We start from the raw sequence: 24,780 nt of genomic DNA on the forward strand, positions 1-24,780 counted from the left end.
GATCGGACGATCTTTTGCTTGCTCTTGCTCTTGCTGTTCTGTGGGAGCGAGCCTGCTCGCGAAGGCGGCCTGACAGCCGACCCATTTCTTGCTGGATGCACGCGATCCAACTGTAGGAACTGGCGAAGGCTCGGGCCGCGATCGGACGATCTTTTGCTTTGGCTTTTGATCTCTTGCTCCTCCACGCCCTCAGCTCGTCCGTCATTCTGTTGCCACTTCCACCGACGCCTCTATCAGCCATCTCCGAAAACCCGAGTCTGAGCTGGCGCGTTTCCTGCAAGTGCCCCACAAATCGCCATAAAACGAGCGCTCGCGGTGTTTCCTCCTGCGCCCGTAGCGGCAGAAGGTTTAGCCAGAAGGCCTGCAACGCTCAAAAAGCAGTGCGCAGCCCGGTGACGTACGAGAGGGGAGACGATGAAGGCAGTAATTTTGGCGGGTGGTCTCGGCACGCGCATCAGTGAAGAGTCGCACCTCAAGCCCAAGCCGATGATCGAGATCGGCGGCAAGCCAATTCTCTGGCACATCATGAAGCAGTATTCCGCCCACGGGATCCACGACTTCGTCATTTGCCTGGGCTACAAGGGCTACGCGATCAAGGACTTCTTCGCCAACTACTTCCTGCATACATCCGACGTCACTTTCGACATGCGCAACAACCGCATGGACGTCCATCAGAATTACAGCGAGCCGTGGAGTGTGACCCTCATCGACACCGGCGAGGAAACCATGACCGGTGGCCGCCTGTTGCGTGCCGCGCGTTATCTCAAGGATGAAGAGGCGTTCTGCTTCACCTATGGCGATGGCGTTTCCGACATCAATATTGCTGAGCTGGTCGGCTATCACAAGGCTCACGGCCGCCTGGCGACCGTCACTGCGGTGCAGCCGCCAGGTCGTTACGGCGCGCTTGAACGCCAAGGTGACCAGGTGCTGGGTTTCACTGAAAAACCCCGTGGTGACGGTGGCTGGATCAATGGCGGTTTCTTCGTGCTGTCGCCAAAAGTGCTGCCCTACATCAGCGATGACAGCACCACTTGGGAAGCCGAGCCGTTGGCCCGTCTGGCTCAGGACGAACAACTGAAGGCCTTCGAGCATGAAGGCTTCTGGCATCCGATGGACACCCTGCGTGACAAGAACCATCTCGAAGCGCTGTGGCAGAACGGGGAGGCCCCATGGAAGCAATGGGCCTGAGTGCGGATTTCTGGCGTGGCAAACGCGTTCTCGTCACCGGACACACTGGATTCAAAGGCAGTTGGCTGACCCTGTGGCTGCAAAGCCTTGGTGCGCAGGTCAGCGGTTTTTCTCTGGATCCGTCGACCGAGCCGAGCCTGTTCGAACTGGCGCGCGTGCGCGAAGGCATCAATGATCAACGCGGCGATCTGCGTGACCTCGGTGCCTTGCTGGAAATCATCGCCGAGACCGAGCCGGAAATCGTCCTGCATCTGGCGGCCCAGCCTCTGGTGCGCGAGGGCTATCGCGATCCGCTTGGCACCTATTCCAGCAACGTCATGGGTACGCTGAATCTGCTCGAAGCGATTCGTCAGGTCGGCGGCGTGCGGGCCTGCGTGCTGGTGACCACCGACAAGGTCTACGCCAACAAGGAATGGCTGTGGCCATACCGCGAAGACGAAGCCCTCGGTGGCCACGATCCTTACAGCAGCAGCAAGGCCTGCTGCGAATTGCTCGCGCAGTCGTATGCCGCGTCGTTCTTCCCGGCGGACAAACATGCCGAACATGGTCTGGCCCTGGCGACCGCACGCGCCGGCAATGTGCTGGGCGGTGGTGATTTTGCGCCAGAACGACTGATTCCCGACGTATTGAAGGCATGGACCGCCGACGAGCCAGTGACCCTGCGTTACCCGCAAGCGGTGCGCCCGTGGCAGCACGCGCTGGAGCCGCTGGCCGGTTATCTGCAACTGGCTGCCGCGCTTTACGAATACGGCCCGGAATACGCCGGTGCGTGGAACTTCGGTCCCGGTGAGGCCGACATGTGCAGCGTCGGTGAAGTGGTCGAACTGCTCGCCAACCGTTGGCCGCAGGCCCGTGGTTTGCGCATCGAGCCGAGTGAATTGCACGAAGCCGGTCTGCTGCGTCTGGACAGCAGTCGTGCGCGGCAGGTGCTCGGCTGGCAGCCGCGCTGGTCGTTGCAGGCGTGCCTGGCGCAGACCCTCGATTGGCACTTGGCCTGGCAGAACGGCGACGACATGCGCGCCGTAACTCTGGGCCAATTGAATCTGTACCGAGGCGCGCTGTGAGCGAGTTTTCCCTGCAAGCGTTGCCATTGGCCGGCCTGTTCAGCGTTCAGCACAAACGTTTCGAAGACCAGCGCGGGCACTTCGCCCGGTTGTTCTGCGAGGGCAGCCTGAGTGCGTTCGGCAATGAATTTCATATCCGCCAGATCAATCATTCCTGCACCCGCGAGAAGGGCAGTGTGCGTGGCCTGCATTATCAGAATGCCAACGCCCCGGAAGCCAAACTGATCACGTGCCTGCGCGGTGAGGTCTGGGATGTGGCGGTGGATCTGCGCCCGGACTCGGAGACGTTTCTGCACTGGCATGCCGAGCATTTGAAGGCGGGCGATGGCCGCAGCCTGTTGATTCCGGCCGGTTTCGCTCATGGCTTTCAGACGCTTACCGAAGACGCCGAATTGCTCTATCTGCACAGCGCCGATTACGCGCCGGAGCACGAGGGCGGCTTGTCGGTGAACGATCCTCGGCTGGCGATTGCCTGGCCGTTGCCTGTCAATAATTTGTCAGCGCGCGATTCCAGCCATCCTGCGCTCGATCAACACTTTGCTGGAGTGCGTCTATGAATTGCCGTGGGTGCGCAGCACCGCTGAATCTGCCGCTGATCGACCTCGGCACTTCGCCGCCGTCCAACGCCTACGTGCACGCCGATCGCCTGGAGCAGGCCGAGCAATGGGTGCCGCTCAAAGTCGCGGTGTGCCAGCAATGCTGGCTGGTGCAGACCGAGGATTACACCAGTGCCGACAGCCTGTTCGATGCCGAGTACGCCTACTTCAGTTCGTTCTCCAGCACTTGGCTGAATCACGCCGAGCGTTATGTCGCCGAGATGAGTGAGCGCTTCGGGCTTAACGCCGACAGTCGTGTGGTCGAAGTCGCCGCCAACGATGGTTACCTGCTGCAATACGTCGCCGCGCGCGGGATCCCATGCCTGGGCGTCGAGCCGACTCGCAGCACCGCACAGGCTGCACGCGAGAAAGGCCTGGAGATTCGTGAGCTGTTCTTCGGCTGCGACACCGCCACGCAATTGCGCAACGAAGGCTGGAGCGCCGACCTGATGGCGGCCAACAACGTGCTCGCGCACGTGCCGGACATCAACGATTTCCTCGCCGGCTTCGCGACGTTGCTCAAGCCGACCGGCGTCGCCACCTTCGAGTTTCCGCAACTGCTGACGCTGATGGCTGGCGCGCAGTTCGACACGCTGTATCACGAACACTATTCCTACCTGTCACTGACCGCCGTGCAGACCCTGTGCGAGCGCAATGGCCTGGAAGTGTTCGACGTCAGCCAGTTGAGCACTCACGGCGGCTCGCTGCGCGTATTCGTGCAGCGCAAGGACGGCCAGCACCGCGCTGTTCTCCCGGCAGTTCAGCAACAATTGCAGGCCGAACTCGCTGCCGGGGTAAAAACCCCTGAGTACTACGCGACCCTCGCGCCTGCTGCCGAACGCATCAAACATGACCTGCTGCGCTTCCTGTTGCAGGCCAAGGCCGACGGTAAACGTGTGGTTGGATACGGCGCGGCAGCCAAGGGCAATACCTTGCTCAATTACGCCGGCGTCAAAGCGGATCTGCTGGCCTGGGTGGCCGATGCCAATCCGCACAAGCAGGGCAAGTTCCTGCCGGGCAGCCGCATTCCGATCGTGGCGCCAGCGCAGATCGAAATCGACAAACCGGACTACGTGCTGGTGCTGCCGTGGAACCTGCTGCAAGAGGTCAGTCAGCAACTGGCGCAGGTGCGTCAGTGGGATGGGCGCTTCGTCATCGCCGTGCCTGAGTTGAAAGTGCTGTGAAAGTTCTGGTCACTGGCGCCACGGGCTTTGTCGGTCGGCATCTGGTTGCTGCATTGCTTGCGCGCGGCTGCGAAGTCCGCGCGGTGGCGCGCAACGCAGAAACGGCGCAGGGCATGCCATGGATCAACCACGTCGAATTCGTCGCGGCAGACATTCACGCTGCCGACCTGAATGTTGTCGCGCTGACCGAAGGCATCGACGTACTAGCGCATCTGGCCTGGCCTGGGCTGCCGAACTATCGGGCGCTGTTTCATTTCGAGCATAACCTGATGGCCGACTACCGCTTTATCAAGAGCGTGGTCGCGGCAGGCGTGTCGCAGGTGCTGGTGACCGGCACCTGCTTCGAATACGGCATGCAGAGCGGTCCGCTCAGCGAGTCGACCGAGCCACGGCCGAGCAATCCCTACGGTCTGGCCAAACATACGCTGCACCTGTTTCTGCAGAATTTGCAGCAGGAGCAACCGTTCACATTGCAGTGGGCGCGGTTGTTCTATCTGCATGGTCAAGGGCAGAACCCCAACAGCCTGTTGGCCGCGCTGGACCGGGCAATCGATGCTGGCGAGGCGTCGTTCAACATGTCGGCCGGTGAGCAGTTGCGCGATTTCCTCGCGATTGAAACCGCCGCAAGTCATCTCGCTGCGATCCTCCATCAGCGCGAGTTCGACGGCGTGATCAACTGCGCCAGCGGTCAACCGGTGTCGGTGCGTGCGCTGGTCGAACAGCGCTTGCGTGAGCGTGGCGCAACACTGGATCTGAACCTCGGCCACTACCCGTATCCGACCCACGAACCGCTGGCGTTCTGGGCCGTCACCGAGCGCTTGCAACAGTTATTGGGAGAGTCGCCATGAGGCACGAGTTGTACCGGGCCACCGGCCTGCCGGTGTTGCAGAACCGCACTTTCGCCGATGCCGAATCGGCGCGTGCCTCGGCCAGCGCCGACATGCTGCTGGTTCAGGACGAGCGCAGCGGTCTGGTTTTCAACGCCGCGTTCGATGCCGACAAGCTAAGTTATGACGCCGACTATCAGAACGAGCAGGCGCACTCCGGTCAGTTCCAGAAGCATTTGAGTGACGTCGAAGGCATCATCGCCAAGCACTTCAAGGGCCAGGAACTGATCGAAGTCGGCTGCGGCAAGGGCTACTTTCTCGAGTTGCTCAAAGGCCTGGGCTATTCGATCACCGGTATCGACCCGGCTTATGAAGGCGACAATCCCGAGGTGATCAAGGCGCCGTTCACGCGCGGCCTCGGCCTGGCGGCAGACGCCATTGTGCTGCGTCATGTGCTGGAGCACATCGAAGACCCGGTGAGCTTTCTGGCCGTGATCGCCGAGGCCAATCAGGGCGGGCAGATCTACATCGAAGTGCCGTGCCTGGACTGGATCCTCGAGCACAAGGCCTGGTTCGACCTGTTCTACGAACACGTCAATTATTTCCGTCTCGATGACCTGCGCCGGATGTTCGGCACGGTGCATGAGGCCGGGCATCTGTTCGGGGGCCAGTATCTGTACATCGTCGCCGATCTGTCGACGTTGCGCCTGATACCCGAACAACCGGTGCCGCGCCTGACTCTGCCTGAAGATTTCAGCGCCAGTCTCGACCGCGCTGTGCAGATCATCCGCTCGGCGCCTGCGCAGGGTTCGGCGATCTGGGGTGCCTCGTCCAAAGGCGTGATCTATTCGCTGTACCTGCAACGCGCCGGCGTCGCGGTCGATCGCGTAGTCGATATCAACCCGGCCAAGCAGGGGCGTTATCTGCCGCTGAGCGGCGCGCGGGTGTCCTCGCCGCAAGAGGCCATGGATGCGCTGCCGGAAGGCGCGCACCTGTTTGTGATGAATTCCAATTACCTCGAAGAGATCAAGCGGATGACCGGTGGACGCTACGTCTATCACGCCGTCGACAGCGCTTCGTTTCAGTGACCCTTGAGATGACCAAAATGACCGACAACAGCATCAACCAAGCCTTCGAAGCCGAGTGCCGCGAGCAGATCGCCCAGCAAGGTGACGACCCCAAACTGACCGGCCTGGCCCGGGAATTTTTCAACGAATCGGCCAAGCACAAATACAGCTACCACTTCTCGTGGATGGGCCGTCCGATCATCCAGCTGCCGCAAGACATGATGGCGATGCAGGAGATCATCTGGCAGGTCAAGCCGGACCTGGTTATCGAGTGCGGCATTGCCCACGGCGGTTCGATCATCTACTACGCCTCGCTGCTCGAGCTGCAAGGCCACGGCGAAGTGCTCGGCATCGACCTCGACATTCGTCCGCACAACCGCGAAGCCATCGAAAGCCACCCGATGGCCAAGCGCATCAAGATGATCGAAGGTTCGAGCATCGACCCGGCCATTGCCGCTCAGGTGCAGGCCGCGGCCAAAGGCAAGAAAGTCATTCTGGTCCTCGACTCCAACCACACCCACGATCACGTGCTCGAAGAACTGCGTCTCTACGCGCCGCTGGTATCGGTCGACAGCTATTGCGTGGTCATGGACACCGTGGTTGAAGACATGCCAGCCGATTTCTTCCCGGATCGTCCCTGGGGCCCGGGCGACAACCCGAAAACCGCCGTGTGGAAGTACCTGGAAGAGAACCAGGACTTCGAAATCGACCAGCAATTGCAGAACAAACTGCTGATCACCGTGGCGCCGGACGGCTACCTGCGTCGCGTTCGTTAATTCGCAACATTTACCCAGAGTTGTTTCGGCGAGTCGCCGGTTGTGGAGAGAAGTTATGCAAGGCAAGTACAGTTCTGAACTGACGCTACCGCTTGATGAGCTGTTGACGGTGGTGCTGATTACCCACAACCGACCGGCGTTCCTGCGTCGGGCTGTGAAGTATTACAGCGACTTGCCCTGCAAGATCATGGTGCTCGACTCCTCGCCGGAACGTCCGGAAGGCGATTTTTCCGCCGTCGATTACCATCATGTGCCGCAATTCGCGTACTGGGGGATGCAGGCCAAACTGGCCTATGGTGTCGAGCAACTGACCACGCCGTACATGGTGCTGGCGGCCGATGACGACTTCATCCTGCATGATTCATTGGCCGAATCCGTGGGTTTCCTGCAGGCCAATCCGGATTACGGCATGTGCCACGGCTACTGCCTGATGTACCTGACGCTGGCCGGTGGCGTCAGCTACTACCGCCGCGACAAAAAGGTCCAGGAAGACTACTGCTCCGAACAGGCTCAGGAGCGGGTGATCGATTACATGAGCCAGTACATCCCGCCGTTCTATGCGGTGACCCGTACTGATCTGATGAAGACCTGGCACTCGGCATTGCCACCCGGCACCAGCTTCCAGTGGCAGGAAATCGGCCATGTCTATTTCCTGCTGGCCAGTGCCAAAGCACGGATTCTGCCGATCCCTTATGTGGTTCGGGAGATCAACTATGGTGCCTCCGAGCACAGCACCGAGGTGTATCACTCGCTGACCTACGTCGATGCCAAATCGGTGGCCGAGCGTGAAGCCTTTGCCGAGTTCCTTGCCGCGCTGCCAACCCAGATCAAAGGGCTGGACGCCGAGCAGGGCAAAGCGCTTGCCCTGCAAAGCTTCGAGGCAATGGTCGACAGCCTGCAATCGAATCGAGCGCTGACCGCGGAACTGATCATCCAGTCCACCTGGAATCAGGAGCTCAAGTACCCGGATCGTCGTTTCGGGCCTTTGCAGTACGTGGAAATGCCGTTCTACAACGAGGCATTTTTCGACCGCCTGGCGCAGTTCGAATTCATGCTGCACGCCATGCCGGCGGGGCGCATCCAACTTGAAGGCCTGGAGGGCGTCTGGACCCGTCAGGCGCACTTGCTGCAAGCACGCAACAACGACACCCCGGAAAGCGTTCTCGATCGTTTGTGGCAGGCTCACGATCTCAATGCGTTCAATCGCACCGTGATCAAGCGGCTGGCGGCTCAGCTGACTTCGATGGGCCAAGCCGAAGAGGCGCAAGCGATGCAGGCCTGGATCGAGCGTCTCGAAGCGTTGACCGTCGATGACCATCATGCGGTCATGGACAAGATGCAGTCCGGTCGCCTGCTCAACTGGCTGGCCGCACGTGCGCCCGGCGCTCACCTCGAGGCAATCGGCCAACATCTGGCGGTGAATGGCGGCGGGCCGCAGTTCGGCATTTTCCTGCTGGATCTGGACGACGACATCGACAAGCTTCAGGTGTCTCTCGACAGCTTGCTGGAAGGACAGTGCAAGGCCTTCCGCATTGTCGTGTTCACCACCGGCGAAGCGCCCGCCGCGACCACGGCACAGAACACCCTGCATTTTGTCCGAGTGACCGCGGGCAATCTGATCGACAAGCTCAATCAAAGCGCTCGTCAATCACCGTGTGACTGGCTGCTGTTGGCTGAAGCCGGTGATGAGTTCACTGCCAGCGGATTGTTGCGCGCCAGCCTGGAGTTGATGAACGCCGGCGATTGCCGCGCGGTATCCACCGACGAAATCCAGCGTCAGGAAAACGGTGCCCTGACCGACGTGTTCCGGCCGGGCTTCAACCTTGATCTGCTGCTGAGCCTGCCAACGCTGATGGCGCGGCACTGGCTGGTACGACGCGATGCGCTGGTCGAAATCGGCGGCTATCGAGCTGATTTCAATCAGGCACTGGAGCTCGATGTGCTGCTGCGTCTTATCGAAGAACATGGGCTCAACAGCCTGGCTCACCTCGACGAGCCGCTATTGATCAGCCAGGCACCAGAGCTGGTCGAGAATGCTGACGAGCGCCTGGCGCTGCTGCGCCATCTGGGCAATCGCGGCTACAAGGCCAAAGTGACGTCAGCGGTTCCAGGGGTTTACCAGATCGACTACCACCACAGTGATCGGCCTCTGGTATCGATCGTTATTCCGGCGGGCAGCGATCTGGCGGTGCTGCAACGTTGCCTTGAAGGTGTGCTGCTGCGTACCCGTTACCATCACTATGAAGTGCTGATCGCCACCGCTGCGGATCAGACGGCTGAGATCAATGATTGGCTCGGCACTTACAAGCACTCCAGAGTGCAGGTGCTGCGCACTGACCGGACGTTGAGCGAAGCAGGATTGTTCAACGCGGCCAGTCGTCAGGCGCGGGGCGAGTACCTGGTGCTGCTCGCCGCCGATGCGGAAGTGGTCAATCCGAACTGGCTCGACTCTTTGCTCAACCATGCTCTGCGTCCAGAGGTTGGCGTGGTCGGGCCGAAACTGATCGACCGTGATCGCAAGATCAGCCAGGCGGGATTGATCCTGGGCCTGAACGGCGGGGTCGATTCGCCCTTCGTTGGTGAAGATCACGATACCGACGGTTACCTGCATCGCTTGGCGGTGGAACAAAACTACTCGGCGGTATCAAGCGTGTGCCTGATGGTCCGCAAAGAGCTGTACGAGGCGCTCGGCGGTCTGGACGAAAGCACATTTGCCGAAGGCTTCAGCGATGTCGATCTGTGCCTGAGCGCCGGGCAGGCCGGTTATCTGACGGTATGGACTCCGGCGGTGCAAGTCATCCATCAGGGCGGTATGCCTGACGCCCCGCAAGCGCTGCTGGCCCTGCGCGAAAAATGGCCGGCGGCATTCGTTCAGGATCAGGCCTACAACGCGAACCTGAGCCTGAAGGGCAAAGGCTTCGTGCTCGATGACAATGCTTCACTGGACTGGGCACAGTTGCTCGCTTAAGCCTGGCGACAGGGACGGAATTGACAAAATGTTCAACGGTAAATCGATCTTCATCTCCGGCGGCACCGGCTCGTTCGGGCGCAACTTCATCCGTCGCTTGCTCGAGCAATACCAGCCCAAGCGCGTGGTGGTGTTCTCCCGCGACGAGCTCAAGCAATACGAAATGCAGCAGACCTTCAATGCACCGTGCATGCGTTATTTCATCGGTGATGTGCGCGATGCCGAGCGCTTGCGTCAGGCGATGCGCGGCATCGATTACGTCGTGCATGCCGCCGCGTTGAAGCAGGTGCCGGCGGCGGAGTACAACCCGACCGAATGCATTCGCACCAACGTCAACGGCGCGGAAAACATCATCGCGGCCGCCATCGATAACGGTGTGAAAAAAGTCGTCGCGCTGTCCACCGACAAGGCGGCCAGCCCGATCAATCTGTACGGCGCGACCAAGTTGCTTTCGGACAAATTGTTCGTCGCCGCCAACAACATTGCTGGCGAGCAGCAGACCCGTTTCGCCGTGGTGCGCTACGGCAACGTCGCCGGTTCGCGCGGCTCTGTAGTGCCGTTTTTCAGCAAGCTGATTGCAGACGGTGCGCAAGAATTGCCGATCACCGACGAGCGCATGACGCGGTTCTGGATCACTCTCGACCACGGCGTGCAGTTCGTCCTCGACAGCTTCGCCCGCATGCACGGCGGTGAAGTGTTCGTGCCGAAGATTCCGTCGATCCGCATCGTCGATCTGGCGCGCGGCATGGCCGAGCATCTGCCGCACAAGAACGTCGGCATTCGTCCCGGTGAGAAGCTGCACGAACTGATGGTGCCGCTGGACGATGCGCGCATGACCCTTGAGTTTGACGACCATTACACGATTCAGCCGTCGATTCGTTTTACCAGCGTCGACGTCGATTTCGCCGTCGATAAACTCGGTGAACGTGGCCGTGCCGTGGACGAGGATTTCGAGTATCGCTCGGACACCAACCCGCATTTCCTTTCAGTGGGGCAGATCGCCGATCTGCACGCGAAGCTGTCGGTATGATCCCTTACTGTCGGCAGAGCCTTGATCAGGCGGACATCGACGCGGTGGTCGAAGTCATGCAATCGGACTGGCTGACCCAAGGGCCGACCATCGAACGCTTCGAGCAGGCCATGGCCGAACGCTGTCAGGCCGATTTCGCCGTGGCGGTGTGCAACGCCACGGCGGCGCTGCACATCGCCTGTCTGGCCGCTGACCTGGGGCCGGGCGATCGCTTGTGGACCTCGCCGAATACGTTTCTGGCTTCGGCCAATTGCGGGCGTTATTGCGGCGCTGATGTTGATTTCGTCGACATCGATCCGCTGACCTGGAACCTCGACGCGGTGGCGCTGGCCGCGAAGCTGGAACAGGCCGAGCGCGACGGCACGCTGCCGAAAGTCCTCGTCGCCGTCGCGTTCTCCGGGCAGAGCTGCGATATGCGGCGCATCGCCGAACTGGCGGAGCGCTACCACTTCACCGTGATCGAAGACGCCTCGCACGCGGTGGGCGCGAGCTACGCCGGGCGCCCGGTCGGTTGCGGCGAATTTGCGGCGATGACGGTGTTCAGTTTTCACCCGGTGAAAATCATCACCAGCGCCGAAGGCGGCATGGTCCTGACCAATCGCCCGGTGCTGGCCGAACGTCTGCGACGCCTGCGCAGCCACGGCATGACCCGCGATCCCGAGCACATGACCGAGCCGAGCCACGGGGCGTGGTATTACCAGCAGATCGAGCTGGGTTTCAATTACCGGATCACCGATCTGCAAGCGGCGCTGGGCCTGTCGCAACTAGGCAAACTGGATGAGTTTGTCGCGCGTCGCCGCGAATTGGCGGCGCGTTACGACCAGTTGCTCGCCTACCTGCCGCTGACTTTGCCGAGCGCGCAGCCCGAGGCCGAATCAACGTGGCATCTGTACGTGGTGCGCGTGCAGGCCGAGCGCTGCAACCTCAGTCATCGTCAGGTGTTTGAAGGTTTGCGCGCAGCCGGTATCGGCGTGAATCTGCACTATATTCCGGTGCATCTGCAGCCGTACTATCGCGAGCTGGGTTTTGCCGAGGGCGATTTCCCCGAGTCTGAACGTTATTATGCCGAGGCGATCAGCTTGCCGCTGTTCCCTTTGCTCAGCGAAGCACAACAGGATCAGGTGGTCGAGCAACTGCGTCGGCTGCTACTGGAGGAGTAAGGCACCGTGAGCTGCGTCGCGATCATCCCCGCCCGTGGTGGCAGCAAGCGCATCCCGCGCAAGAGTCTCAAACCGTTCGACGGCGTACCGATGATCGTCCGCTCGATTCGCACGGCGCTGGAGTCAGGGCTGTTCGAGAGCGTTGTGGTCAGCACCGACGATGACGAAATCGCCGACGTCGCACTAGCACATGGCGCTGAAGTGCCGTTCATGCGACCGGCCGATCTGGCCGATGATTTCACCGGTACCGCTGCGGTGATCGTGCATGCCTTGCAGCAATTGCCGACGTTCGATTACGCCTGCTGCGTGTACTCGACCGCGCCGTTGTTGCAGGCGCGTTATCTGCGTCAGGGTCTGGATTTGCTCAAGCAGCATCCGCACAAGTCGTTTGCCTTTTCGGTGTGCGGCTTCGGTTTCCCGGTGCAGCGCGCACTGACCCTCGACGAGGAGGGCGCCTTGATGTCGCTTTATCCGGAATATCGCACCACCCGTTCGCAGGATCTGCCCGAAGCGTTTCAGGATGCCGGGCAATTTTACTGGGGCCGCAGCGAAGCGTGGTTGCGCGGCGAGACGCTGTTCTCGCCAACCAGCCTGCCGGTGATCCTGCCGCGTCATCTGGTCCAGGACATCGACACCCCCGAGGACTGGAAACGCGCCGAATACCTGTACGCCGCGCTCAAGGCCGGCGGAGAACTGCGATGAGGGTGCTGATCCGCGCCGACGCCTCGCCAACCATTGGCAGCGGCCACATCGCCCGTTGCCTGACGCTGGCGCGGGTGCTGAAACAGCAGGGCAGTCATGTCGCATTTGCCTGTCGGCGTTTGCCCGGGCATCGACTGGATACCTTGAATGCCGAAGGCTTCGAGACCTTCGCGCTGCCCGAGCGCTATCGTGATGAAGACCCGCTGCAGGCCATCGAATCGATGTTGCCGTGGCAGTTCGACATTGATGCACTGGGCCTGCTGCTGGACGGGAAGGCACCGTTCGACTGGATCATCGTTGACCATTACGGCCTCGATCATCACTGGCAAACTGCCGCCCGGCGCTGGGCGCATCGAATCGCCGCCGTGGATGATCTTGCCACGCGGCGCTACAGCGTCGATCTGCTTCTCAATCAGAACCTCTCTGGCTTGAGTGAAAACTACGCGCCGCTGCTGCCGCCAGGCTGTCGCACCTTGCTCGGCCCGCGCTACGCCATGCTGCGCGAAGAATTCAACTGCGAGGCCATCGAGATCAAACCGAAGGCCCAACGCGTGCTGGTGAATTTCGGCGGTTTCGACGCGGCGAGGCAGACTCATCACGCGATGCTGGCGCTGGCTGATTTCACTGAGTTGCAGGTGGATTTCGTCGCTGGCGCCGACAACCCGGCGTGGACGCAGATGCAAGCGTTGGCCGAGACGCGACCGAACTGGCGCCTGCACAGTTTCGTCAGTGATTTCCATCAGCGCATGACTGACGCCGACCTGTTTATCGGCGCTGGCGGTGGCACCAGTTGGGAGCGCGCGGCGTTGGGCTTGCCGACCATATGCATCGCAGTGGCAAACAATCAACAGGCCAACGGCGAAGTCATGGCCGCTGCCGGTGTGCATGTGTTCATGGGTGCTCGCGAGCAGGTCAGCGTCGAGCAGTTGCGTGATGCGGTCGGCTTCGTCGTGAACAATCATTTTCTACGCCGCAGCCTCGCCGAGCGCTCGCGGCAACTGGTCGACGGGCGCGGTGCCGCACGCGTCGCGGCGGCGCTGGCCGGCGCGGTGCTGAAACTGCGCCCGGCGACGCTGGACGATGCGCAGTTGCTGTTCGATGGGCGCAATGCTGAAGCGGTACGGCGCTGGTCGCTGGAAACCGGTGTGATCGATTGGACTCAGCATCTGAACTGGCTGACAGCGACCCTGCGCAATCCGCAACGGTTGCTGTTGATCGCCGAGGCGGACGACGGCCCGGTCGGGGTGCTGCGTTACGACTTGCGCGGGTTCGAAGCCGAAGTGTCGATCTATCTGCTGGAAGGGCGTTTCGGCCTCGGTTGGGGCAGGGCAGTGCTCAGCCGTGGCGAAGCGTTTGTCGCTGCGCACTGGCCGCAACTGACACGCATCACTGCCCGGGTCATGCCGGCCAATCAGTCCTCATTGAAAGTTTTTCGCGACGCCGGGTTCACTCAAGAGACCTGCGCGTTCAGCCGTGTTTTGAAGGATCACCCGCATGTCTAGTTTCAAGATTGGCCAGCACACCATCGGTGCCGATGCGCCGCCGTTCATCATTGCTGAGATGAGCGGCAACCATAACCAGTCCCTCGACGTCGCTCTGCAAATCGTCGAGGCGGCGGCCAAGGCCGGGGCGCATGCCTTGAAGCTGCAAACCTACACCGCCGAAACCATGACCCTGGATCTGGCTGAAGGTGAATTCTTCATCAAGGATCCGGGCAGTCTGTGGGCCGGCACGTCGCTCTACGATCTCTACGAAAAAGCTCACACACCGTGGGAGTGGCACGCGCCGATTTTTGCTCGGGCCAAGGAGTTGGGGATGCTCGCGTTCTCGACGCCGTTCGATGACAGCGCGGTGGATTTTCTCGAAAGCCTTGAAGTGCCAGCGTACAAGATTGCCAGTTTTGAAAACACCGATCTGCCGTTGATCCGTCGAGTGGCAGCGACCGGCAAACCACTGATCATCTCCACCGGCATGGCGAGTATTGCTGAGCTGGATGAAACCGTGCGTGCCGCACGCGAGGCCGGGTGCAAGAATCTGGTGTTGCTCAAGTGCACCAGCACTTATCCGGCCACGCCACTCAACAGCAATGTGCGCACGATCCCGCATCTGCGTGAGTTGTTTGGTTGCGAGGTCGGGCTGTCAGATCATTCGATGGGCGTTGGCGTGTCGGTGGCAGCGGTGGCGCTGGGGGCGACGGTGGTGGAGAAACACTTCACCCTTGATCGTTCGGCCGGTGGCGTGGACGCGAGTTTCTCCCTGGAGCCTGCGGAGCTGGCCAGTCTGGTCGTCGAAACCGAGCGTGCCTGGCAGGCCATGGGGCATGTTCAGTACGGTCCGACCGAGGCCGAGCGCAAGTCGCTGGTCTATCGCCGCTCGCTGTATGTCACCGCTGACATGGCCGCCGGTGAAGCCTTTACTGGCGACAATCTGCGCGCCATTCGTCCCGGTCTCGGTCTGCCGCCCAAGCACACCGAAGCCGTCCTCGGACGCCGTGCGCGCACCGCGATCAAGCGCGGTACGCCGCTGGACTGGTCGCTGGTCGAATAGGCCAATCTGCCATCGATTCGGCAAAATAGCGTGACCTGCGAGTCATAACGCGCATCTTCACTGTATTGTATTGACCGGGGAGATGGCGCCTGGCCCGTTTTGCGGTTCCAGTGATAGCCCTTTGCGCTTCCCGTGGCTGCCCGTTGTGGCGGCCGTTTTCTGTTTGTCGGCGCCCCTCGAATCCTTGCGAGCGGTGGTTTTGGGCTGTTTTTTATTGGGAAGCCGTAATGATTGGCATAAAAAGCATTGCGAGCTACGTTCCTGTAGCCGGCGTGGACAATTACGCACAAGGTGCAAAATTCGAAAAGGATGAAGAGTTCATCCTTGGCAAGATCGGTTCGGCGTTCCTGCCGCGCAAAGACGCTGAGCAGGAAACTTCCGATCTGTGCGTGGAAGCGGCCAATGCGCTGTTTGCCAGCAACCCTGAACTGAAGCGTGAATCGATCGACGCGTTGATTGTCGTCACTCAGAACGGTGATGAAGAAGGCCTGCCGCACACCGCAGCAATCGTCCAGGACAAACTCGGCCTGCCGACCAATGTCGCAGCGTTCGATATCTCGTTGGGCTGCTCCGGTTACGTCTACGGCATCTACGCGATCAAGGGCTTCATGGAAGCCGCCGGCCTGAAGAACGGCCTGCTGATTACTGCTGACCCATATTCGAAAATCGTTGACCCGGAAGACCGCAACACCACCATGCTGTTTGGCGATGCCGCCACCGCTACGTGGATGGGCGAAAACCCGACCTGGGCGCTGGGCAAGGCCAAGTTCGGCACCGACGGTTCCGGCGCACCGCACTTGAAAGTCAGCAACGGCGTGTTCTTCATGAACGGTCGTCAGGTCTTCAACTTCGCTCTGCTGAAAGTCCCGGCGCACCTGCACGAGTTGCTCGACGATTCCAATCTCAAGGCCGATGACATCGACGCATTCTGCATTCACCAGGGCAGCGCGGCGATTGTCGACGCCGTGGCGCGACGCTTCGAAGGCGAACCGGAGAAGTTCATCAAGGACATGGTCGAAACCGGCAACACCGTGTCGTCGAGCATTCCGCTGCTGCTGGAAAAACATGTGCTTGATTCCGACTGGCAGCGCGTTGCGCTGAGCGGTTTTGGCGTGGGCCTGTCATGGGGCTCGGCGATCATTTATCGCCCGTAAGCCCGAGCAAAAAGCACTGATACAAAAATAGCGTTCAAGGTTAACCTTGAACGCTATTTTTTTGCCCGAGAAGGAGCGCGAGGCGCCATGAGCGAGTTTTTCCAAGCCAATGCCGAGGTGTTGCAACGGCGCTGGCCGGCGCTGTTCGAGCGATTGATGGCTGAAGACAGCGCGTCCGTGCAGGCCGAACTCGTGCAAGGGCTTGGCTCGACGCTGAGCGTTGACGGCATTCAGTTGACCAGTCGCCATGATCGTCTGCACGAGGCGCAGGTTCAGGCGGCAAGCCTGCCGGCAAAACCGCATCTGCATGTCTATGGCGCCGGCCTGGGCGACTTGCCCGGCGTGCTGCTCGATCGCGCAGACCTGGAAAAACTGTACGTGCACATCCTCAACGGCGCGCTGTTCGCGCTGGTACTGCAACTGCTCGATCAGCGCCAGTGGCTGCAGGATCCTCGGGTCGAACTGTTTTACGCCGGTGATCACCCTGACTTCTTCACGCCATTCTTTGCCTTGCCGGCCGAGATGCTGCTGGCCGATGACTTCAATGCAAAGGTCCGCGACCGGCTGATCAATGAAGTGCACCTGACGTTCAACAATCGCGATTTCGATCCGCAGTCGCCAGAAATCCAGCAACGCTTGCAGGAATGTCTGCCGGTGTTGCTTGGCGATGACGATGTCGCGCAGCTGGTCGGCAGTTGCGCTGGACGTGAAATCTACGTGATCGCCACCGGGCCGACACTGGAGCAGCATTTCGAACGTCTGGCGGCGATCCGTCAGCTTGCCGAGCGGCCGTTGTTCATCTGCGTTGATACAGCCTATCGGCCGTTGCGCGAACATGGCATCGTGCCTGATCTGGTGGTGAGTATCGATCAGCTCATCGGCTTTCGGCATCTGCCGTGCGAGACGTCTGACGGCATTACCCTGGTGTACCTGCCGATGAGCGATCCGCAAGTATTGAAGGCATGGAAGGGCAAGCGTTATGGCGGCTATTCGGCCAGCCCGATCTACAGCGACCTGCGAGAACAGTATCCACGCGGTGAGCTGCACGTCGGCGGCAGCGTGATCCATCCGGCGGTGGATCTCGCGGTGAAGATGGGCTCCGAGCGAATCACTCTGTTTGGCGCTGACTTCGCTTTCCCGATGAACAAGACCCACGCCGGTTGGGACGACGGCGATCTGGGCCCGCCGCTGGCCCAGGCGCGGCACTGGGTGCGCGATGGCCACGGTCAGCGCGTCAGCACTCAGCTGAACTTTCGCGGTTATCTGTGTGTGCTCGAGCGTTATATCGCTGCGCATCCAAAGGTCGAATTTCTCAACAGCAGCCGCGCCGGTGCATTGATTGCCGGGACCGCTTTCAATCCGGAGTTCGTGCAATGAGTGCGCTGGGTCAGTGTCAGGATCAGTGTCGTCAGTGTGCGGCGTTGTTTCGCCTTGGGCGTGACGTTGAGGCGGCACTGACGATGGTCGATGTATTCGAACAGGCCCAGCAATGTCTGGCGTCCGCCTCGGTGGATATCCAGCAGGCGTGGGCACAGGTGCTCACGCAAATGCTCGACTGTCAGGAGCGCCAGGACTGGTTGGGCCTGGCTGACTATATGGAATACGAACTGGTCGAATTGCTGGAAAGTGCCAGGCGCTGAACCGCTGCGCAGCGCTGGCCCGCGGCTTTGCGTTACAGGCGGTTTTATGACGTCATTTTTTCGCGCTGGATGTGCTGCTAAGTCTTTGTTTTCTTGGGGGTGGCGTGGTGATGGCAAAATTTTTTCAAAAAGCCCTCAAGCAACCTGCAATCCCGACGATAACTATTACGAAGGTTCTCTAGGCCATACCCGGCGGTTGCCAGGGCCGGAAGCCGCAGTACCCAACCAACGAGGAATTCGTCATGGCTTTAACAGTAAACACCAACACCACATCGTTGAACGTTCAGAAAAACCTGAACCGCGCTTCCGACGCTCTGTCCACCTCGATGCAGCGCCTGTCTTCCGGCCTGAAAATCAACAGCGCCAAAGACGACGCCGCTGGCCTGCAGATCTCCAACCGTATGTCCTCGCAGATCCGCGGTAACACCCAGGCCATCCAGAACGCCAACGACGGTATCTCCGTTGCCCAGACCGCTGAAGGCGCTCTGCAAGCTTCGACCGACATCCTGCAGCGTATGCGTGAACTGGCTGTTAAAGCTCGTAACGGTACCAACGGCACCGCTGACCAGACCGCTACCAACGCTGAATTCGCTCAGATGTCTGACGAAATCACCCGTATCTCGGCTGCTACCAACCTGAACGGCAAAAACCTGCTGGACGGTTCGGCTGGTACTGTGACCCTGCAAGTTGGCGCAAACACCGGTTCGGCTAACCACATCGACCTGGTACTGAGCTCCAAGTTCGACGCCGTCAGCCTGTCGGTAGGTAGCGGTACTGTAGTTCTGACCGGTACTTCGGGTACTGGTGCTGGTTCTGCTTCGCAGAACATCGACAACGCGATCACTGCAATCGACGCCGCTATCGCTGCAATCGGTGCAACCCGTGCCAGCCTGGGTGCTTCGCAAAACCGTCTGACCAGCACCATCTCCAACCTGCAGAACATCACTGAAAACACCACCGCTGCTCAGGGTCGTGTACAGGACACCGACTTCGCCGCAGAAACTGCTAACCTGACCAAGCAGCAGACTCTGCAGCAAGCTTCGACCTCCGTACTGGCTCAAGCCAACCAACTGCCTTCCGCTGTACTGAAGCTGCTTCAGTAATTTCGGAATGAGTTTAAGCGGGGGAGTGCGCTTGTCGTGCTCTCTCGCTTTTTTACGTTAAGAGGTGATGGGCATGGACATGAGCGTAAAGCTTAACGTGTCTTATCCGGCTCCCAAGCCAGTAACGCCGGTCGCTGACAAGCCGTCAGCAACGCCTGAAGTTGCCAAGACTGAAGCGCCGGTCGCTGCCAAGAGACAGGATACGGACGACGCCAAGTTGAAACTGGCGGTGCAAGAGATAGAAAAGTTCGTACAGTCGATCAAGCGTAATCTGGAGTTCTCGATCGACGAGCATTCCGGCAAGGTCATCGTCAAGGTGATCGCAAGCGAGACGGGTGAGGTCGTTCGACAGATTCCCTCCGCCGAAGCCCTTAAGCTCGCAGACAGCCTGGCCAATGCAAGCCACGTGTTGTTCGACGCCAAAGTCTGATAGCTGGCATGAATAGTGTTTGCCCATTCTCAGGACGCGTGTAACGGTCAAAAGAATGGCAACAATCTGAAGGGAGATGCACATGGCAAGTCCAATTCTACCGGGTTCCGGACTGGGTTCCGGCCTGGACATCGGCGCGATCGTGACCGCGCTGGTCAACGCCGACAAGTCTGCCAAGCAGACGCAGATCGATACTGCTACCAAGACCAATAGCCTGAAGATCTCCGGTGTCGGTTCGTTGAAGAGTGCGCTGACCGCATTCCAGACGGCGATGACCAACCTGAGCAGCAAGACCAACCCTGCGTTTGCCGGCTTTGCGGCGACGTCGGGCAATACCGATATTCTCAGTGCCACCTCCGATAGCACCGCGGTTGCGGGCAAATACAATGTGGTGGTGAACAAGCTGGCCACGGGCTCGAAAATCGCCAGTGCTTCCTTTGCCGGCGGCGCCGCCAGTGCCATTCCGAGTGGTACCCTGAAAATCAGTCAGAATGGCACTGATTACAACGTCGACATCCCCGCCAATGCCACCTTGCAGACCACCCGTGACGCCATCAACAAGGCTCAGGGCGCCAACGGCATTTCCGCCAACATCGTCACCGACAGCTCCGGTTCCTCGCGCCTCGTTATCAGCTCAAGCAAGACCGGCGCAGGTTCCGATCTGACCGTTAGCGGTATTGCCGGTCTGGAAATCGATGGTACCCAGCTGATGGGTACCAGCCCGGCCGCCGGTGCTTCGGGCGCGGTCAACGGCGTTGCGCAAAATGCCGAGCTGACCATCGACGGTCTGACGGTAACCAGCAAGAGCAACACGGTAAGCGGCGCGATCAGTGGCCTGACCTTGAATCTGACCACGGCAACGCCGCTAAATGGCACGCCGACCGTCATCAGCGTCGATGCCAATACCAAGGGGTTGCAGACTTCGATTCAGACGTTTGTCGACGCTTACAATGCGCTAAAGAATACCGTTGACACGCTGTCCAAGGCGACGCCGGACGCAGACGGCAAACTGACTGTGCAGGCAGCCTTCACCGGTGACTCGCTGCCACGTTCGTTGATTGCCGATATCCGTGAGCAGTTGACGGCAGTGGGCGCTGGCGGACCGCTGGCGGTGTTGTCGCAGTTGGGTGTGATGACCGACCGCAACACCGGTAACCTGACGTTTGATACCGCTGCGTTCAACAAAACCATGGATCAGCCGGGCATGACTGGCCAGGTTCAGCAACTGTTCACCGGGACCGACGATACCAACGGTCTGTTGGCGCGCATGAAGGCGGCGGTTGATCCGTACCTCAAAGCTCCAGCGGGTAGCAAGGTTACCAGCGGTTTGCTCGATCAGCGTCTGACCATTCTGAACAACAACACGCGCAATCTAACCAACCAGCAGCTGGCGCTGGATTTGCGTGTCGCCAACCTGACCAAGACGTTGACCGCCAAGTACAACGCCATGGACTTGCTGGTAGGGCAGATGAAGGCAACGGCGAGCAACATCACGTCGTTCTTCAGCTCGCTGAACGCTCAGCAGTCCGCGAAGTAACAGTCAGTAACGACAAAAACCCGGCTACGCTTTATCGGCGTGCGCCGGGTTTTTGTCTTTTGATCTAAAGTTTTCGGACCGGTTGGCGATACACTGGTTATACGAGTCAACGTGGCAATGAGGTAGAACATGAACCCGATGTTAGCCCTTCGGCAGTACCAGAAAGTCGGCGCCCATGCGCAGACGTCCGAAGCGAGCCCGCACCGCCTGGTGCAAATGTTGATGGAAGGTGGACTGGCCCGTATTGCTCAGGCCAAGGGCGCCATTGAGCGCAAGGACATCCCCGCCAAATGCACTGCGATCAGCAAGGCCATCGGCATTGTCAGTGGCCTGCGTGAAGGTCTCGACCTTGAGAACAACGCCGAGGCACTGGCCGATCTGGATGGCCTGTACATCTACATGATGAAGCGCCTCGCCGAGGCCAACATCAGCAGTGATCCGCGTGTCCTTGATGAAGTGGCCGGTCTGCTGACAACGGTAAAAGAAGGCTGGGACGCCATCGCGCCTGTGCCGGCTCCGCAGTTCTGAAGGAGATCACCATGAGTCTTGTATTGCAGCGAATAGCCGATACCCGTGAAGCGTTGGTCGGAGCATTGGCCGAGCGAAACTGGGAAGCCATTGGCGAGTTGGATCTGGCTTGCCGTTCCTGCATGGAAGACGTCATGGCGGAAGCTTCGCTGGACGAAGTTGCGCTGCGCGATAACCTTGAAGAGCTGCTATTTGTCTACAAAGAGCTTCTCGAGGTGGCAATGGGCGAGCGGCAGGCGATAGCCAACGAGATGTCGCAGATCACCCAAGCGCAAAAGGCTGCAAAGGTTTACCATCTGTTTGGTTGATTAACCGTCAGTTAAACCAGAGATGTGCGCCATAAATTTGACTGTGCACGGTTTTTTGACTTAACTAGTGGCTATTATCAGGTTTAGGGCGTCTACAGGCACATGGTGTCCTGCAAGCGTCTCGCTTGCCTTATTTTTCGGGCATTGAGTTGACTAGGGAAGTTGCTATTGCATGTGGCGTGAAACCAAAATTCTGCTGATCGATGACGATAGCGTCCGCCGCCGCGACCTGGCGGTGATTCTGAATTTTCTTGGCGAAGAAAATTTACCCTGCGGCAGCCATGACTGGCAGCAGGCTGTCGGCTCTTTGTCGTCTAGTCGTGAAGTCATTTGCGTACTGATCGGGACCGTCAATGCTCCTGGCGCGCTTTTGGGCTTGCTAAAGACACTCGCAACCTGGGATGAGTTCCTTCCGGTTTTGTTAATGGGCGATAATTCTTCCGTTGACCTGCCTGAAGACCAGCGTCGCCGCGTGCTGTCGACCCTGGAAATGCCGCCCAGCTACAGCAAATTGCTCGATTCGCTGCACCGCGCCCAGGTCTATCGCGAAATGTACGACCAGGCCCGCGAACGCGGCCGTCATCGCGAACCCAATCTGTTCCGCAGCCTCGTCGGCACCAGCCGTGCGATTCAGCACGTCCGGCAGATGATGCAGCAAGTGGCCGACACCGACGCCAGCGTGCTGATCCTCGGCGAGTCCGGCACCGGCAAGGAAGTGGTCGCGCGCAACCTGCACTATCACTCCAAACGCCGCGACGCGCCGTTTGTACCAGTCAACTGCGGGGCGATCCCTGCAGAGCTGCTCGAAAGCGAACTGTTCGGCCACGAGAAGGGCGCTTTCACTGGCGCGATCACCAGCCGTGCCGGGCGCTTTGAACTGGCCAACGGCGGCACGCTGTTCCTCGACGAAATCGGCGATATGCCGCTGCCGATGCAGGTCAAGCTGCTGCGCGTATTGCAAGAGCGCACCTTCGAACGCGTGGGCAGCAACAAGACCCAGAGCGTCGACGTGCGCATCATTGCCGCAACGCACAAGAATCTCGAAAGCATGATCGAGATCGGCTCGTTCCGCGAAGACCTCTACTATCGCCTGAACGTGTTCCCGATCGAGATGGCGCCACTGCGTGAGCGCGTCGAAGACATCCCGCTGCTGATGAACGAACTGATCTCGCGCATGGAGCACGAGAAGCGCGGTTCGATCCGTTTCAACTCGGCGGCGATCATGTCGCTGTGCCGTCACGGCTGGCCGGGCAACGTCCGCGAGCTGGCCAACCTGGTCGAGCGCATGGCGATCATGCACCCGTACGGCGTGATCGGCGTGGTCGAGTTGCCGAAGAAATTCCGCTACGTCGACGACGAAGACGAGCAGATGGTCGACAGCCTGCGCAGCGATCTGGAAGAGCGCGTGGCGATCAACGGCCATACGCCGGATTTCAGCGCCAGTGCACTGCTGCCGCCGGAAGGCCTCGATCTCAAGGACTACCTCGGTGGTCTGGAGCAAGGCCTGATTCAGCAAGCGCTGGACGATGCCAATGGCATCGTGGCACGGGCCGCTGAACGTCTGCGCATCCGTCGCACCACCCTGGTCGAGAAGATGCGCAAGTACGGCATGAGCCGGGCTGGAGGAGACGAACAGGCGGATGATTGACGCCTGTTTTTCAAGCTCTTCATTTATAAGCGGTTTTTTTTAGGCACGGGTATTGCTATAGCCCTCGCAACGTTCCGTTTCACTGACGGTCAGCCAAGCGAGAGAGCCCAATGCCCCAAGCCGCCCAGATCTCTTCTGCCTCCAATATCGTGGGGCAACCCTCGTCCGTAGAGCAGGCAAGTCGTCAGGGGCTTGAGCAGGCCTTTCAGCTGTTCAACCAGATGTCGAGCCAGCTGACCGACTCCTACAGCCTGCTCGAAGCGCGGGTCACCGAACTCAAGGGTGAGCTGGCCGTGGTCAGCGCCCAGCGCATGCAGGAACTGGCGGAAAAAGAACGCCTGGCCAATCGCCTGCAAAACCTTCTCGACCTGTTGCCCGGCGGCGTCATCGTCATCGACGGCCACGGTCTGGTGCGCGAAGCCAACCCGGCCGCCATCGATCTGCTCGGCTCGCCACTCGAAGGCGAACTCTGGCGCCATGTGATCGCACGCTGCTTCGCTCCCCGTGAAGACGACGGTCATGAAATCTCCTTGAAAAACGGTCGACGTCTGTCGATTTCCACCCGCTCGCTGGATGCCGAGCCGGGGCAGTTGGTGCTGCTCAACGACTTGACCGAAACCCGGCATCTTCAGGATCAACTGGCACGGCATGAGCGTTTGTCGTCGCTGGGGCGCATGGTTGCGTCTCTGGCCCACCAGATTCGCACGCCGCTGTCCGCCGCTTTGCTCTACGCCAGTCATTTGACTGAACAGCAATTGCCGGTGGAAACCCAGCAACGCTTTGCGGGGCGCCTGAAAGAGCGTCTGCACGAACTCGAACATCAAGTGCGCGACATGCTGGTGTTCGCTCGCGGTGAATTGCCGCTGACCGACCGCATTACGCCCAATGCCTTGATGCAATCGCTGCAGGCAGCGGCGCTGACCCATGTGCAGGATCTGCCAATTCGCTGGCAGTGCGACAGCCATGCCGGTGAGCTGCTGTGCAACCGCGACACACTGGTCGGGGCATTACTGAATCTGATTGAAAACGCCATTCAGGCCAGCGCCGGCGAAGCGCGCCTGAAAGTGCATTGCTACACCAGAGGCAACACCCTGCGTCTGTGTGTCAGCGACAGCGGCAGCGGCATTGAGCCGACAGTTTTGGCGCGCCTCGGCGAGCCTTTTTTTACTACCAAAGTCACCGGCACCGGCCTCGGCCTGACCGTGGTCAAAGCGGTGGCCCGTGCGCATCAGGGAGAATTGACCCTGCGCTCGCGAGTCGGGCGCGGCACCTGCGCGCAGGTCAGCCTGCCACTGTTTTCCGCTGCACAGGGAGTTGAATAAA

23 protein-coding genes are annotated in these 24,780 nt (G+C 60.0%); all 23 read left to right on the plus strand.

The features are described from left to right. The first annotated feature begins 414 nt into the window (after nucleotides 1-414). Nucleotides 415-1,188 (plus strand): glucose-1-phosphate cytidylyltransferase, encoded by a 774-nt coding sequence (rfbF, locus tag OK411_RS08735; RefSeq protein WP_264364746.1) that lies wholly within the window; start codon nucleotides 415-417, stop codon nucleotides 1,186-1,188. Beyond that, a complete protein-coding gene (gene rfbG / locus OK411_RS08740) occupies nucleotides 1,170-2,252 on the plus strand; it encodes a CDP-glucose 4,6-dehydratase (RefSeq protein ID WP_130901816.1) in 1,083 nt (360 codons plus the stop codon). The genes rfbF and rfbG overlap by 19 nt, the downstream gene beginning before the upstream one ends. Then, nucleotides 2,249-2,809, plus strand: coding sequence for a dTDP-4-dehydrorhamnose 3,5-epimerase family protein (locus OK411_RS08745; RefSeq protein WP_122505916.1), 561 nt, complete (start codon nucleotides 2,249-2,251; stop codon nucleotides 2,807-2,809). The genes rfbG and OK411_RS08745 overlap by 4 nt, the downstream gene beginning before the upstream one ends. Further along, complete coding sequence (locus tag OK411_RS08750; RefSeq protein WP_264364747.1) at nucleotides 2,806-4,032, plus strand: class I SAM-dependent methyltransferase; 1,227 nt, start codon at nucleotides 2,806-2,808, stop codon at nucleotides 4,030-4,032. The genes OK411_RS08745 and OK411_RS08750 overlap by 4 nt, the downstream gene beginning before the upstream one ends. Continuing rightward, entirely contained in the window at nucleotides 4,029-4,880 is an 852-nt protein-coding gene (locus OK411_RS08755) for an NAD-dependent epimerase/dehydratase family protein (RefSeq protein WP_122505918.1), read from the plus strand. The genes OK411_RS08750 and OK411_RS08755 overlap by 4 nt, the downstream gene beginning before the upstream one ends. Further along, complete coding sequence (locus OK411_RS08760) at nucleotides 4,877-5,947, plus strand: class I SAM-dependent methyltransferase (RefSeq protein ID WP_130901813.1); 1,071 nt, start codon at nucleotides 4,877-4,879, stop codon at nucleotides 5,945-5,947. The genes OK411_RS08755 and OK411_RS08760 overlap by 4 nt, the downstream gene beginning before the upstream one ends. 17 nt (nucleotides 5,948-5,964) lie before the next feature. Beyond that, nucleotides 5,965-6,702 (plus strand): cephalosporin hydroxylase family protein, encoded by a 738-nt coding sequence (locus tag OK411_RS08765; protein WP_217879888.1) that lies wholly within the window; start codon nucleotides 5,965-5,967, stop codon nucleotides 6,700-6,702. A gap of 55 nt (nucleotides 6,703-6,757) precedes the next feature. After that, entirely contained in the window at nucleotides 6,758-9,670 is a 2,913-nt protein-coding gene (locus OK411_RS08770; protein WP_264364748.1) for a glycosyltransferase family 2 protein, read from the plus strand. Between the two features lie 28 nt (nucleotides 9,671-9,698). Beyond that, nucleotides 9,699-10,700, plus strand: coding sequence for a UDP-N-acetylglucosamine 4,6-dehydratase (inverting) (gene pseB, locus OK411_RS08775; RefSeq protein ID WP_263218077.1), 1,002 nt, complete (start codon nucleotides 9,699-9,701; stop codon nucleotides 10,698-10,700). Beyond that, a complete protein-coding gene (gene pseC, locus OK411_RS08780; protein ID WP_264364749.1) occupies nucleotides 10,697-11,860 on the plus strand; it encodes a UDP-4-amino-4,6-dideoxy-N-acetyl-beta-L-altrosamine transaminase in 1,164 nt (387 codons plus the stop codon). The genes pseB and pseC overlap by 4 nt, the downstream gene beginning before the upstream one ends. Before the next feature lie 6 nt (nucleotides 11,861-11,866). Beyond that, on the plus strand, nucleotides 11,867-12,562 hold the full coding sequence (gene pseF / locus OK411_RS08785) for a pseudaminic acid cytidylyltransferase (protein WP_217879539.1): 696 nt from the start codon (nucleotides 11,867-11,869) through the stop codon (nucleotides 12,560-12,562). Continuing rightward, the gene (pseG, locus tag OK411_RS08790) at nucleotides 12,559-14,064 is read left to right on the plus strand and encodes a UDP-2,4-diacetamido-2,4,6-trideoxy-beta-L-altropyranose hydrolase (RefSeq protein ID WP_264364750.1); all 1,506 of its coding nucleotides are present in this window, start codon (nucleotides 12,559-12,561) and stop codon (nucleotides 14,062-14,064) included. The genes pseF and pseG overlap by 4 nt, the downstream gene beginning before the upstream one ends. Then, nucleotides 14,057-15,109: a pseudaminic acid synthase gene (pseI, locus tag OK411_RS08795; RefSeq protein ID WP_125917837.1), complete on the plus strand. Its 1,053-nt coding sequence runs from the start codon at nucleotides 14,057-14,059 to the stop codon at nucleotides 15,107-15,109. The genes pseG and pseI overlap by 8 nt, the downstream gene beginning before the upstream one ends. Nucleotides 15,110-15,336: 227 nt before the next feature. Beyond that, nucleotides 15,337-16,263, plus strand: coding sequence for a ketoacyl-ACP synthase III (locus OK411_RS08800; protein WP_016771093.1), 927 nt, complete (start codon nucleotides 15,337-15,339; stop codon nucleotides 16,261-16,263). Nucleotides 16,264-16,350: 87 nt separating this feature from the next. After that, nucleotides 16,351-17,640, plus strand: a complete 1,290-nt coding sequence (locus OK411_RS08805) for a motility associated factor glycosyltransferase family protein (RefSeq protein ID WP_264364751.1) — start codon at nucleotides 16,351-16,353, stop codon at nucleotides 17,638-17,640. Then, the gene (locus OK411_RS08810; protein WP_016771091.1) at nucleotides 17,637-17,903 is read left to right on the plus strand and encodes a hypothetical protein; all 267 of its coding nucleotides are present in this window, start codon (nucleotides 17,637-17,639) and stop codon (nucleotides 17,901-17,903) included. The genes OK411_RS08805 and OK411_RS08810 overlap by 4 nt, the downstream gene beginning before the upstream one ends. A gap of 242 nt (nucleotides 17,904-18,145) precedes the next feature. Next, nucleotides 18,146-19,006 (plus strand): flagellin domain-containing protein, encoded by an 861-nt coding sequence (locus tag OK411_RS08815; protein WP_016771090.1) that lies wholly within the window; start codon nucleotides 18,146-18,148, stop codon nucleotides 19,004-19,006. Between the two features lie 73 nt (nucleotides 19,007-19,079). Next, nucleotides 19,080-19,436 (plus strand): flagellar protein FlaG, encoded by a 357-nt coding sequence (locus OK411_RS08820; RefSeq protein ID WP_150742462.1) that lies wholly within the window; start codon nucleotides 19,080-19,082, stop codon nucleotides 19,434-19,436. Between the two features lie 82 nt (nucleotides 19,437-19,518). Beyond that, the gene (gene fliD, locus OK411_RS08825; protein ID WP_024012100.1) at nucleotides 19,519-20,973 is read left to right on the plus strand and encodes a flagellar filament capping protein FliD; all 1,455 of its coding nucleotides are present in this window, start codon (nucleotides 19,519-19,521) and stop codon (nucleotides 20,971-20,973) included. Between the two features lie 129 nt (nucleotides 20,974-21,102). After that, nucleotides 21,103-21,501 carry a flagellar export chaperone FliS gene (fliS, locus tag OK411_RS08830; protein WP_024012101.1) on the plus strand — a complete coding sequence of 133 codons (399 nt, stop codon included), beginning with the start codon at nucleotides 21,103-21,105 and terminating at the stop codon, nucleotides 21,499-21,501. An 11-nt stretch (nucleotides 21,502-21,512) separates the two neighbouring features. Further along, the gene (locus tag OK411_RS08835; RefSeq protein ID WP_016771085.1) at nucleotides 21,513-21,809 is read left to right on the plus strand and encodes a hypothetical protein; all 297 of its coding nucleotides are present in this window, start codon (nucleotides 21,513-21,515) and stop codon (nucleotides 21,807-21,809) included. 172 nt (nucleotides 21,810-21,981) lie between these two features. Further along, nucleotides 21,982-23,457: a sigma-54 dependent transcriptional regulator gene (locus tag OK411_RS08840; protein ID WP_016771084.1), complete on the plus strand. Its 1,476-nt coding sequence runs from the start codon at nucleotides 21,982-21,984 to the stop codon at nucleotides 23,455-23,457. Nucleotides 23,458-23,567: 110 nt separating this feature from the next. Further along, the gene (locus OK411_RS08845) at nucleotides 23,568-24,779 is read left to right on the plus strand and encodes a sensor histidine kinase (RefSeq protein ID WP_024012102.1); all 1,212 of its coding nucleotides are present in this window, start codon (nucleotides 23,568-23,570) and stop codon (nucleotides 24,777-24,779) included. The last annotated feature ends 1 nt before the right edge of the window (nucleotide 24,780 follow it).

Source organism: Pseudomonas sp. RG1, from assembly GCF_025910115.1.
Classification (GTDB): domain Bacteria; phylum Pseudomonadota; class Gammaproteobacteria; order Pseudomonadales; family Pseudomonadaceae; genus Aquipseudomonas; species Aquipseudomonas atacamensis.